This is a genomic window from Vibrio sp. 10N.222.46.A1, assembly GCF_041473595.1.
GTDB classification, from domain to species: domain Bacteria; phylum Pseudomonadota; class Gammaproteobacteria; order Enterobacterales; family Vibrionaceae; genus Vibrio; species Vibrio tasmaniensis_A.
Genome location: NZ_JBFRSN010000613.1, coordinates 1 through 12,866, shown reverse-complemented (window position 1 = coordinate 12,866; position 12,866 = coordinate 1). Strand labels below are relative to the sequence as shown.

Below are 12,866 nucleotides of genomic sequence, written 5' to 3'. Positions count from 1 at the left end.
GTAATAATCATATATAATCCGTCGTTATTCTGTAAATTTTAATCATTTCGCTGAAATATTGATTCTAGTCGGTTTTTATCACATTTTAAGTGGTATGCTTGCGCTACTTTGATCGCGTTTCTCAACAAAAAAGAGGTATTTTTAGTGCTACAGGGGTTTTCCTGTTGACTAAATGTTATCTAAGAGTAGAGTTGCGCTCAAAAATAAGCAGTGCTTGAGTTTCTAAGGGAGTGACTTGGCAAGACCACAGAACATTACATGGAATGTAGTTTTTCTAAGTCACTGTTAGTTATAGGTTTTAACTAAACCTACAGCTCGATTCTCAAAATGTTGTATTGCTTGTCTATTCATAATCAACATAAAAGAGTATTAACATGCCGATGTCTCTCGGAAACGCTTTTATCAAAAACTTCCTTGGTAAAGCTCCTGATTGGTATAAACTTGCCATCATTTCCTTTTTAATCATCAACCCGTTTGTTTTTTTCCTAGTTGACCCATTCGTTGCGGGCTGGCTATTAGTGGTTGAGTTTATTTTCACTCTAGCTATGGCTCTAAAGTGCTACCCTCTCCAACCCGGTGGCTTATTGGCAATTCAAGCCGTCGCCATTGGCATGACTAAACCAGAAATGGTTTATCATGAGCTACAAGCAAACCTACCAGTATTACTCTTACTAGTATTCATGGTTGCTGGCATCTACTTCATGAAAGAACTACTTCTGTTCATTTTTACGAAGATCCTGCTCGGTATCCAATCCAAAATTCTACTCTCTGTCGCTTTCTGTGTCGCCGCAGCATTCTTGTCTGCCTTCCTAGATGCGCTGACAGTAATCGCCGTAGTCATTAGCGTTGCAGTGGGCTTCTACTCTATCTACCACAAGGTTGCATCAGGTAAGGGCACAACGTCTGCGCACGATCATACTCATGATGAAGAGATCTCTGAGCTAACTCGTGATGACCTTGAAAACTACCGCGCATTCCTACGTTCACTACTTATGCACGCCGGTGTTGGTACTGCTCTGGGTGGTGTAATGACCATGGTAGGTGAACCACAAAACTTAGTAATTGCTAAGCAAGCGGGTTGGGAGTTCGGGGAATTTATTATCCGCATGCTGCCAGTTACACTGCCTGTTTTCTTCTGTGGTATTTTAACTTGTGCACTTGTCGAGAAATTCAAAGTGTTTGGCTACGGTGCAGAGCTGCCAAATAACGTTCGCCAAATCTTAGTTGAATTTGACAACAAAGAACGCGCAAATCGTACAAAACAAGATGTAGCTAAACTATGGGTTCAGAGTGCAATCGCAGTTTGGCTTATTGTTGGCCTTGCGCTTCACGTCGCTGAAGTCGGTTTGATTGGCCTTTCAGTGATCATCTTAGCTACAGCGTTTACAGGTGTAATTGAAGAGCACTCGATGGGTAAAGCTTTTGAAGAAGCACTGCCATTTACCGCACTTCTTGCCGTCTTTTTTGCGGTTGTTGCTGTAATCATCGACCAGGCTCTATTTAAGCCAGTAATCGATGCTGTACTTCACGTTGAAGATAAAGGCGCACAGCTCGCACTCTTCTACGTAGCCAATGGTATCTTGTCGATGGTTTCAGACAACGTATTCGTCGGTACGGTTTACATCAACGAAGTTAAAACAGCTCTGGTTGAAGGCGTCATCACTCGCGACCAATTTGATCTGCTTGCTGTTGCTATCAACACAGGTACCAACCTACCTTCTGTTGCTACGCCAAACGGCCAAGCTGCATTCCTATTCCTATTAACGTCAGCACTTGCTCCGTTAATTCGACTGTCTTACGGCCGCATGGTCATCATGGCTTTGCCATATACTCTCGTATTAGCACTTGTTGGCCTTGCCGGTATTGTGTTCTTCGTAGAACCGATGACAGCATGGTTCTATGATGCAGGTTGGATCATTCACCGTACGGGTGAAGTGGTAGCTCCAGTTATCTCCGGTGGCCACTAACCCGGATTTCTATCGCTAAACACAATAGGTGCATCTAACTAATCAAAAATATTAGTTGATTAGGAAACTTATCCAAGATAAAAAGCTCTGAGTAATCAGGGCTTTTTTATTTTATTGACAGGATTAAATTCGTGAACTTTTTTGCAATGCTCAAAGACTTCTCTAAGGGACGTTTATCTTGGCTTTTACTGCTGGCTTTTATTGTCTTTTTTGAAGCATGTGCTCTTTTCTTTCAGCACGTGATGATGCTTGGCCCTTGCGTAATGTGTATCTACGAGCGCGTTGCTATGCTCGCTATCGGCATCGCAGCAATGATTGGTGCTATTGCCCCGCATAATCCGATTTCACGTTGGCTAGGTCTACTTGGTTGGGGGTTAGGTGCGTATAAAGGGTTGATGCTTGCTTTAGAGCACGTTGACTACCAGTTTAACCCGTCTCCTTTCGCTACCTGTGACCTGTTCGTGACCTTCCCTAGCTGGGCACCTCTAAACCAATGGGCTCCGTGGATGTTTGAGGCCTACGGCGACTGCAGCAAGGTTGTATGGCAGTTCTTAGAACTTTCAATGCCTCAATGGCTAGTGATTATCTTCGCGGGTAACTTGGTTGCTTTCGGTTTTGTAGTGATTTCTCAATTCGTTAAATCGAAGAATGACTAACAATTAGCACATAATGTTCAGAAACGAAAAAGTCGACCACGAGGTCGACTTTTTTATTGCTTAAGCTTTTATCACTTAAAGAGAATCTAATGCTCATTCAAGCTTAATCTATCAACAAGTCTCGATTAGCTGTTTTTACCACAGCACTGTTTAAACTTTTTACCACTTTCACACGGGCAAACATCATTTCGGCCGATGCCCTTAAACGGATTCACACTTTGAGATTTATTTCCGAGCATCGCTTCATCCGCTGCTAGCGCAACTTCTGTCACCATCAAATCGACTTGCCCGACTAGATCATTCAAAGTTGGCGGGGTTTCTAATCCAGCTGCTTTCATTTGCTCGATTGTCTGTTCTTCATCAATCGCCAGCATGAATGTTGTTAACATTGCTTGTAGCATGCGTAATGTGCCATCTGCGATTGACGTTTCCTGCCACTGTTCTTCAATCGTCGGCCAGACCATCATAAAACCTTCAGAAAAATCGGCTAGCTGTTCAGCAAAATTATCTGCATCAAGCACTTCTGTAAGCAAATATTCACTTCGCTGAATGAGGTTATGTTGGCGATTAATTTGCTCGGTGACTTGAGGAACGAAGTCCTGACCAGTTTCAGGAATAGCTATAGGTAACCAAGCCTCTGGATCAAGAGGTTTAGTTGCAAGGTTAGATGCAAATATAGCACCTTCTACAAACTGGGCTGTTACGTCGTTAATTGAGTCAGGAAGACTCAATAATTGATACTTCATATTACTTCACTAGTCGGTCAATTCTGTTGTCTCCATTATACCCACAAGGCTAACAATTAGTAATTATTCGTATAGCTCTATGATTAATTACACCTACCAGTAGCCACGCAAACATTATCTTTAGTTCAATTCAGCAAACTAAACTTATTTCATTTTGAAAATTTAAGTTTGAAGTGTAAAAGAGTCACTGAAATATTTAGTTACATATAGAATACATTATGAAACAACACCAAAATGGTTTTACTTTGATAGAGCTGGTCTCTGTCGTCGTTATTTTAGGCATACTTGCCGTTACCGCAGCTCCTCGCTTTCTAAATTACCAACGCGATAGCCATGAAGCTATAGCTCAAGGTGCTTTTTCTTCTTTTCGAACTGCGGTTAACCTTTACCACTCACAGTGGCTTGTTGATGGAGAGCCTGATTTTAATCAAGATGTCGATTATGGTGAAGGCAGCGTTTATCCTTCATCGACTGGTTTTCCAATCGCTGTTGATCAACTACCGATTAATTCGGGGACTGCAATTAGAGGGAGTGACTGCGCAAGGCTTTGGCGGGCGCTCATGAATACTGACCTCACCGTTAGAGATCACGGTAGCTCAGTATTCCCTTCAGAAGAACCGATCGTTGCTTGGTATACATCAGATCCAAGCTGCTATTACTACTACACTGATGGTTACTCGCTAGGCGAAGATTTACCAAGGCTCAACTACTTCCCTCTAACCGGTGAAATAACTGTTACGTCAGATTCACCTAGCTCATAGTGACAAGCTTTTAACTTGCCCGTACAATCACGCGTCTTAATTTTCGATCCATTCAGTTTCGGTAAAGCAAATGCGAGTAATACTTGGCCCTATGGAGGGCGTTTTAGACCATCTAATGCGTGAAATTCTCACAGAGATCAATGATTACGATCTCTGTGTGACGGAATTTGTGCGCGTAGTTGATCAACTTCTTCCTCCGCATGTTTTTCACCGTATTTGCCCTGAATTGCATCAAGGCTCTCAAACCATGGCTGGTGTTCCAATCCATCTCCAGCTTCTAGGACAACACCCAAATTGGATGGCCGAGAATGCTTTTCAAGCTGCTAGTTTAGGCGCTAAAGGCATTGATCTTAATTTTGGTTGCCCTGCAAAAGCGGTAAACAAAAGTAATGGCGGTGCGTCACTGCTAAAAGAACCAGAACTCATCTATCAAGTGGTGAAGTCTTGTCGAGATGCGGTGCCAGCACACATTCCCGTATCTGCAAAAATTCGATTGGGTTGGGAGCACCCGGAAGAGTGCTTTGAAATTGTCGACGCTATCGAACAAGCAAAGGCAGACGAACTCACTGTGCATGCAAGAACCAAAGTTGGCGGCTATAAAGCCAGCGAAATTAAATGGGATTACATCAATCAAATAAGAGAAAAAACGTCTCTACCTTTGATTGCTAATGGGGAAATCTGGAACTATCAAGATGGTCAAGATTGCATAGAAGCCACTGGCGTCGATTCATTGATGGTTTGCCGTGGCGCTTTCAACATTCCAAATCTTGGCAACGTCGTTAAACACAACCACCCAAAAATGCCGTGGAATAAAGTCATCGAACTTTTGCTACGCTATTCAGAGTTTCAAATAAAAGGGGACAAAGGCATGTACTACCCCAATAGAGTGAAGCAGTGGTTTGTTTATCTAAGTAAAGGCTACCCTGAAGCGAACGAACTATTTAAAGAAATTCGTACTTTCAAGAAAGCGCCACCTATTGTAGAGCGCCTTCAGCGTTATCAAGAGGAACATCGCCAAACTGTGTGAGTTAGTTGCCCTTCTTCTCTAGCATAGAAGTTCAATAGCGTGGTTAAAATACGATACGGTCTTTACCTGTCGTCTTAGCCACGTACAACTTTTCATCCGCGTGTTTGAATATCTCTTCAAAGCTTAGGTTGTTATGCTCAGCTTCAGTAATGCAAACACCACCAGAGACAGTAAAACCATTAGGTACAATGTTAGCTGAGTTCGCACAGACAGCATTTTTAACACGCTCTAATGTCCTCATTAACGTTTCACGATCATCACCTTTTAGATAAACGACAAACTCTTCACCACCAAATCTCGCCACGATATCTTTCTGCCTAACGCTGTTCAGCATTAACTGAGCAACATGGCAAATCACCTCATCTCCCACCTTATGACCATACTGATCATTCACCACTTTGAAATCATCGATATCAAATACGCCAACACCAATAATTGGCTCCTCATTTTGGTTCAGCAACCGAGCTTCAAAACCACGCCGATTATATAAACCAGTCAATGGGTCGAGCATCGCTAAATTCTTCAATCGCTTGTGCTCTTGCTTGGTATAAAACCGCCACAACCATAGTGCTGAGATAAAGTACAAAGCTAACAAAATCAGTAATTGAACCCGCTCCAGTTCCAGCAAATGTAAAAAATGCTCACTCTTTCCTTCTTCAATAGTCAGGTATAACTCAGTATTAATTCCATCGACGTACAAAGGTCGTGAATAGGTAAAGTCCAACAGCCCATATTTGTTTACTCCTCTTGCGCTCGTCACCTTGTATCCATGAACGGGATTAGAGACGAGATTAGAGACGTAACCATCAACACCGAGTACTCCTTTAAACTCACCATCAACATAGATACCTTTGGTTAAGGTCACTACCTTCTTCCCTGTTAGGTAGTCATCGTATTGGCCGGTATACACCACTTGATCTTGACCCTGAGCTAAGCCAAAACGAATCGTATTCACCCAATAAGGGCGACTATTGACGACTGAATCAAAGGTGTCACCTTTAATGTAACGGGCGAAATCGGAAGGCGACGATATAATAAATTTATCTTTGGAGATAAAGTAAATCGCAGAGATGGTATCAATGGTATTCGCAAAGTAAGCCATGGTGGGTGCGATAAACATGCGCCTACCAGCTTCTAAATGAAGATCCGACTTTAGATCGCACATCTCACTTGGGCCAGAGAACATAAAATCAAATCTAGGGGCAGCTTGCTCTTCACTAATGAAGTAACACGTATCACCTTCGACCTTTTGCTCATGTGAGAATACGTAGGCATCCCCATGCAGCGGATAAAGTGCGGTAATATTATATTCAAGAGCATTAATAATCTGTGTAAGCTCCGCTAAAGAGCGTGTCACGCCTTGGTTTTCAATTCCATACTGCTTTTCTGACTCTTCCGCTGAATCAACAAGTAACAAGCTAAAAACCACTAAAAAGCTGGCGGTCAGACTTAAGAAAGCCTTTTTAAAATCGACGGTATGGGGATTAATCAAAGCATGTAAGTCATCGTTGAAAATTTAGCGCACATTGTACCCACAAGTGAGAACATCGCAACAAGAGTATAAAACAACATGCTTACAGTAACGTTTAAGGAGTGAGATAGCAGATGTAAAATAACGCCTAAACATAGAAGTAAAGGCGTTGATAGGTTCAATCATGGATAGCTTTAAGCCTTGGTAAGAACGTCGCTCACCAATATTGAAACCAGCGCGGCTACCGTCTTACTTAGCGAAATTCACAATTGGGAAGCACGGGAAAAAACCATTGTCAGCACAGTTGATCAGGCCAATCTGTACACCTTCAATTTTATTGGTTTTGTTGAAGATACCAACCTGAACCGTCGACACCTCTGAAAGGTTCGCAGCGCCAACATCCACCATAGTGTTCCCTTCAGAATAGTTTACGAAACTCACGTTCGCGCCTTTTACATCATTAGTAATGTTAACAGCACCTAGGTTAACACCTGTTGTTTTACCTGTGTTCCAGTTAAAGAAACCTAGTGAAGCACCTGTCATTTCTTGGTTTACTTTTGATGCACCAAAAATACCAAGGTTCACACCTGTTGTGGTTTGCGTCTCAGACATACCAACAACTGCAAGGTCGACACCTTTAAGGTCATTGACTTGCCCGTGAAGCAGAGCCAGACGTACACCGCCAACCGCATCTGAATCCGGAGCGTTGAAACCATTGATCGTTGAAAACATAACAGGCGAAGAAGCAAATGCTGCCGGTGCCATTACCGCTGCAGATACAGCAAGTACTGAAAGTAATTTTTTCATTGGGGAGTCTCCACTGACTTATTGTTGACTTGATTAATCTATATTCAATCAAGTATTTATTGTCCTTCACTCAACAGCTATCCATGTTAAATCAATGTCATAACTGTACCATTGAATATAAGACCCAAAATCATAAAGAGCAATATTGAGCGGAGGATATCATGAGAGGCAAGAGTAACCATCGGCAGTCAGGTTTCTATAAGTAGACGATAAAGATTCCCTATCACGCTCGTGCCTCGCTGTCGGGAGTGACGATTTCAAAGCATAAAAAAACGGAGACCGAAGTCTCCGTTTTCTAAAGCTTATGTATGACTTTCTCTGTTACGAGAAAGGGGGATGATTACATCATGCCGCCCATGCCCCCCATACCGCCCATGCCACCCATATCAGGCATTGCAGGGCCAGAATCTTGTGGCTTATCAGTGATCATCGCTTCTGTTGTGATCATAAGACCAGCAACGGATGCTGCGAACTGAAGTGCAGAACGAGTTACCTTAGTTGGATCTAGGATACCCATTGTAATCATGTCGCCGTATTCGCCAGTAGCCGCGTTGTAACCGTAGTTACCTTCGCCAGCACGAACATTGTTAGCAACAACAGACTCTTCATCACCTGCGTTCTTAGTGATTTGACGAATAGGCGCTTCCATTGCACGTAGTGCAACACGGATACCTACGTTTTGCTCTTCGTTGTCGCCTTCAAGGCCAGCAACTTTAGATGCAGCGCGGATAAGTGCAACACCACCACCAGCAACCACACCTTCTTCAACAGCAGCGCGAGTTGCGTGAAGTGCATCTTCTACGCGGTCTTTCTTCTCTTTCATCTCAACTTCAGTTGCAGCGCCTACTTTGATTACTGCAACACCGCCAGCTAGCTTAGCTACGCGCTCTTGAAGTTTTTCTTTATCGTAGTCAGACGTTGCATCTTCGATTTGTTGACGAATTTGAGAAACGCGACCTTTGATCATCACTTCATCGCCCGCACCATCAATGATAGTTGAGTTTTCTTTGGTGATAGTAATGCGCTTAGCTTGACCTAGGTCTTCTAGCGTTACTTTTTCAAGGTCTAGGCCAATCTCTTCAGAGATAACCGTGCCGCCCGTTAGGATTGCGATGTCTTGCAGCATAGATTTACGACGGTCGCCGAAACCAGGTGCTTTAACTGCAGCCACTTTAACGATGCCGCGCATGTTGTTCACAACAAGAGTTGCTAGTGCTTCGCCTTCTACATCTTCAGCGATGATAAGAAGTGGACGAGATGCCTTAGCAACTGCTTCTAGAGTCGGAAGAAGTTCACGGATGTTCGACACTTTCTTGTCGATTAGAAGAATGAATGGGCTTTCAAGATCAACAGAACCGGCTTCTTGGTTGTTGATGAAGTAAGGAGATAGGTAACCGCGGTCGAACTGCATACCTTCAACTACGTCTAGCTCGTCTTGCAGAGCCTGACCTTCTTCAACCGTGATAACGCCATCACGACCTACTTTTTCCATCGCTTCAGCAATGATGTTACCCACTGTCGAATCAGAGTTCGCAGAGATAGTACCTACTTGCGCGATAGCTTTCGTGTCTGAACAAGGAACAGAAAGGTTCTTCAGCTCTTCAACAGCTGCGATAACCGCTTTGTCGATGCCGCGCTTAAGATCCATTGGGTTCATGCCAGCAGCAACGGCTTTTAGGCCTTCAGCAATAATAGACTGAGCCAATACTGTTGCTGTCGTTGTTCCATCGCCCGCCGCGTCATTCGCTTGCGAAGCCACTTCTTTAACCATTTGTGCGCCCATGTTTTGGAACTTGTCTTCAAGTTCGATTTCACGTGCAACTGAAACACCATCTTTCGTGATCGTTGGTGCGCCAAATGATTTGTCTAGAACAACGTTACGGCCTTTAGGACCTAGCGTTACTTTTACTGCGTCAGCCAGAACGTTTACACCTTCTAGCATTTTAATACGTGCGTCGTTACCAAATTTAACGTCTTTAGCAGCCATCTTAATTTCCTTTAAAATTCTTTATTCAGTCAGTTCAGTTTGATGGGTCGGATTACTCAACGATCGCCATGATGTCGTTTTCAGACATGATCAGAACTTCTTTGCCGTCGATCTTTTCAGTTTTAGTGCCGTAGCCTTCAGAGAAGATAACGGTATCGCCAACTTTAACGTCCAATGGTTGTACTGAACCATTTTCTAGAATGCGGCCTTTACCAACAGCTAGAATAGTACCGCGCGTTGATTTTTCAGCGGCAGAACCTGTTAGAACGATGCCACCAGCAGATTTAGATTCAACTTCTTGGCGCTCAACGATAACTCGGTCGTGTAGAGGACGGATATTCATCGGTCGTATCTCCTGATAATTTCCATTTAATATGATAGTTGCCACGATTGGCATGGGGTTAAAGAGTATGTTGGGGCGATGTGGAAGAACCCAAGGGGGGAAAGAAAAAATTGTGATCGAAAGAGCAGATTCTCACCCCTCATCTTTCCTTGCTTTTCGTTTACTCGTATCCCACATCTGTTTATCCTACGGTTTTAGTTCCAACGGCGTTTTACATGCAAGATAAGCATGGGCTTCTCACGGCCCCGATAGCACAGACTCTACGCACCATGACCATACCGACTATCTTCGGCATGGTGGCGATCTTGATGTTTAACCTTGTCGATACTTTCTTTATCTCATTGCTCGGCACACAAGCACTCGCAGCGGTGAGCTTTACCTTCCCAGTCACCTTCGCCATAAACTGCATTACCATGGGCATAGGCATTGGCTTGTCGACATGTATTGGAAGATTACTTGGCCAAGGTTGCGCGCAAAATGCAGCTCGCTTTACTTGTCACGGTTTATTACTTGCGGTGCTTCTTGTTGGTTTTGCATCAACTCTGGGGCTTGTAACACTTGAACCCATGTTTGCCTTATTGGGGGCAGAACCCGAGTTACTGCCACTGATATCCGAGTACATGTCGGTTTGGTATTTAGCGATACCGCTGCTTGTTATTCCTATGGCAGGCAACAGCGCAATACGAGCCAGTGGCGACACCAAAACACCCGCCAAGATTATGATGCTGGCCGGCCTTATTAACGGCATTCTCGACCCGCTGCTGATCTTCGGTTACGGTCCTTTCCCAGAGCTAGGGATTCAGGGCGCAGCCATTGCCAGTGGCTTCAGTTGGTTTGGTGCGTTATGTGGTTCACTGTATGTGTTATCCATACGAGCAAAACTGCTTGCTCCGCCCAAACTAAAAAGCATCATCGATGACTGGAAACAGATCTTAACCATCGGCACACCCGCTGCTCTTTCTAATGCTCTGAACCCACTTGCTGGCGCCATAATCATGATGATGTTAGCCAAACAAGGAACAGAAGCAGTGGCAGCTTACGGAGCTGCCCAGCGTATTGAATCAATTTTGATCATCGTGTTGATGTCTTTAACTTCTGCCCTCACGCCTTTCATGGCACAGAACTTTGGCGCTGATAATCCACAGCGTAGTTTCAAAGCTCTGTTCTTAAGCATGCGCTTTGCGGTGATGTTCCAAGGTTTGATTTTCTTAATGATGGTGCCATTGAGCATCCCTTTAGCCGCCCTATTTTCTCAAGAAGAGTCTGTGCGAGGCATCTTGTGGCATTACTTGTTAGTTGTCCCCTTTAGCTATGGATTCCAAGGCATTGTAATGATGCTGCTCAGCGCGATGAATGCCATGCATCAACCACTCAAAGCCTTTCAATGGAGCTTCATGCGCCTGTTCGTATTTACATTGCCGTTTGCTTGGATAGGCAGCCAAATTGATGGCGTCGAAGGGTTGTTTATCGGCTTAGCATTAGGGAACATCATGGGGGGTATTTCAGGGTATTTGTTTGCGCTTCGTGTGAGAGCTCAAGCTAGCAAATAACTCTCTGTTATTGCCTACAGCGAGGGACGAGCGTGATAGGGAATCTCTCTTTATGTATGACAAGCTATACTAAACATAAGATTCCAGATATTTCGTTCCTCAATTCTGGAATGACGGGATAAGAAGGTAACGAGTAAACGATAATCTATTCCTCAAACTCCAGATACAAAAAAACGGCTACACTCACGCGCAGCCGTTCTAGTATTCAATGAAAGTTAAAACTATTTATCTAAAACAGTAACTACTTAACGATCACGTCACCTGACATTTCAACTGGGATATCAATACCAGACAGAGAAAGCATCGTTGGTGCAAGATCAGACAGTTTACCGCCTTCTTTGAACTCAACGTCTTTAACCAAATCAGCAACGTCCACTAGCTCTAGTGGGTTACGTAGATCTGGCTTATCAGAACCGAAACGACGAATCGCTTCAGAGAAAGGCATTACTGGGAATTGACCTAGTTCAACATCTAGAAGTTCTTTCCACATATCGTGAACAAGCTTCTCAGTCACGTTACGCACTTCTTGAGAAGTCATGAAAGATGTTTCGATATCGATTTGAGTAAATTCAGGCTGACGGTCAGCACGTAAATCTTCATCACGGAAACATTTAACGATTTGGTAGTAACGGTCAAAACCAGACATCATCAGCAGTTGCTTGAACAGCTGAGGAGATTGAGGAAGTGCGTAGAAGCTACCTTTGTGAACACGGCTTGGTACCAGGTAGTCACGAGCGCCTTCAGGTGTCGCTTTCGTTAGTACTGGCGTTTCGATGTCTAGGAATAGGTTCTCGTCTAAGAAACGACGAACGAAGCTAGAAGCACGTGCACGAAGCTTGATACGGTCGCTCATTTCTGGGCGACGAAGATCGATGTAACGGTACTTAAGACGCTGCTCTTCAGAGTTCGTTTGGTTGAAGTCTAGTGGAAGCGCTTCTGAACGGTTGATGATCTCAAGGCCAGTTGCGTAAAGCTCAACTTCACCCGTCGCCATATCTTTATTTACTTGGCTGTCCGGACGAACGCGTACTTCACCAGTAAACTTGATACAGAATTCATTACGCAGTTGGTTAGCGATCAGGAAGATATCTTTCATATCTGGATCGACAACAACCTGAACGACGCCTTCACGATCTCGCATATCGATAAAGATAAGACCGCCTAAATCACGGCGACGGTTTACCCAGCCGCACAATTCTACAGTTTGTCCCGCCAGGGACTTGTTCAGGTTACCACAGTAATGGGTACGCATAATGAATTTCCCAATCTCTTAATTATTTACTAATTTCCAAGCTGTCAGTGGTCATTCCACACAACAGAGCAAAGGAACATTTATACGCGGAAACTCGCTTAAAATCGACCTTCCACATTCGAATTTATTGTGTTTTATCTGGCTTTGCTGCTTTTTAGCCCATCAAGTGCGCAAAGATTCATCAAAACCGAAAAAATTGCGATAATTATATCTCGAAAGTACCTTAATCAGCAAAACTCTCGTAAAGTAGATTTTAGGGCGCGTTGACCTTTCGTGGTTAAATTTTGTTCGAGATAAAA

10 protein-coding genes and 1 pseudogene are annotated in these 12,866 nt (G+C 43.7%); 5 read left to right on the top strand and 6 right to left on the bottom strand.

Going from position 1 to position 12,866, the window contains the following annotated elements; genetic code table 11:
- Positions 1 to 374: 374 nt before the first annotated feature.
- On the top strand, positions 375 to 1,967 hold the full coding sequence (nhaB, locus tag AB4496_RS17055; protein ID WP_009848623.1) for a Na(+)/H(+) antiporter NhaB: 1,593 nt from the start codon (positions 375 to 377) through the stop codon (positions 1,965 to 1,967).
- Positions 1,968 to 2,098: 131 nt separating this feature from the next.
- On the top strand, positions 2,099 to 2,623 hold the full coding sequence (gene dsbB / locus AB4496_RS17050) for a disulfide bond formation protein DsbB (protein ID WP_009848624.1): 525 nt from the start codon (positions 2,099 to 2,101) through the stop codon (positions 2,621 to 2,623).
- 125 nt (positions 2,624 to 2,748) lie between these two features.
- On the opposite strand, the gene AB4496_RS17045 is transcribed toward dsbB, so the two are convergent.
- Positions 2,749 to 3,369, bottom strand: coding sequence for an SEC-C metal-binding domain-containing protein (locus AB4496_RS17045; protein WP_009848625.1), 621 nt, complete (start codon positions 3,367 to 3,369; stop codon positions 2,749 to 2,751).
- A gap of 218 nt (positions 3,370 to 3,587) precedes the next feature.
- Between AB4496_RS17045 and AB4496_RS17040 the strand changes: the two genes are divergently transcribed.
- Complete coding sequence (locus tag AB4496_RS17040; RefSeq protein WP_009848626.1) at positions 3,588 to 4,130, top strand: prepilin-type N-terminal cleavage/methylation domain-containing protein; 543 nt, start codon at positions 3,588 to 3,590, stop codon at positions 4,128 to 4,130.
- Between the two features lie 70 nt (positions 4,131 to 4,200).
- Positions 4,201 to 5,157: a tRNA dihydrouridine(16) synthase DusC gene (gene dusC, locus AB4496_RS17035; protein WP_017099046.1), complete on the top strand. Its 957-nt coding sequence runs from the start codon at positions 4,201 to 4,203 to the stop codon at positions 5,155 to 5,157.
- 43 nt (positions 5,158 to 5,200) lie between these two features.
- Here dusC and AB4496_RS17030 read toward each other — a convergent pair whose 3' ends face one another.
- From AB4496_RS17030 to AB4496_RS17015, 4 genes are all read right to left on the bottom strand, one after another.
- Positions 5,201 to 6,604 (bottom strand): diguanylate cyclase, encoded by a 1,404-nt coding sequence (locus tag AB4496_RS17030; RefSeq protein ID WP_372131442.1) that lies wholly within the window; start codon positions 6,602 to 6,604, stop codon positions 5,201 to 5,203.
- Between the two features lie 273 nt (positions 6,605 to 6,877).
- Positions 6,878 to 7,435: a VC2662 family protein gene (locus AB4496_RS17025; RefSeq protein ID WP_009847923.1), complete on the bottom strand. Its 558-nt coding sequence runs from the start codon at positions 7,433 to 7,435 to the stop codon at positions 6,878 to 6,880.
- 340 nt (positions 7,436 to 7,775) lie between these two features.
- Complete coding sequence (groL, locus tag AB4496_RS17020; protein ID WP_009847924.1) at positions 7,776 to 9,422, bottom strand: chaperonin GroEL; 1,647 nt, start codon at positions 9,420 to 9,422, stop codon at positions 7,776 to 7,778.
- A 52-nt stretch (positions 9,423 to 9,474) separates the two neighbouring features.
- Positions 9,475 to 9,765: a co-chaperone GroES gene (locus AB4496_RS17015; protein WP_004733324.1), complete on the bottom strand. Its 291-nt coding sequence runs from the start codon at positions 9,763 to 9,765 to the stop codon at positions 9,475 to 9,477.
- A 215-nt stretch (positions 9,766 to 9,980) separates the two neighbouring features.
- On the opposite strand from AB4496_RS17015, the gene AB4496_RS17010 reads away from it, so the two are divergent.
- Positions 9,981 to 11,315 carry an MATE family efflux transporter gene (locus tag AB4496_RS17010; protein WP_102257564.1) on the top strand — a complete coding sequence of 445 codons (1,335 nt, stop codon included), beginning with the start codon at positions 9,981 to 9,983 and terminating at the stop codon, positions 11,313 to 11,315.
- Positions 11,316 to 11,652: 337 nt separating this feature from the next.
- Here AB4496_RS17010 and aspS read toward each other — a convergent pair.
- Positions 11,653 to 12,567, bottom strand: a pseudogene (aspS, locus tag AB4496_RS17005) (aspartate--tRNA ligase); the annotation flags it as partial.
- Positions 12,568 to 12,866: the final 299 nt, after the last annotated feature.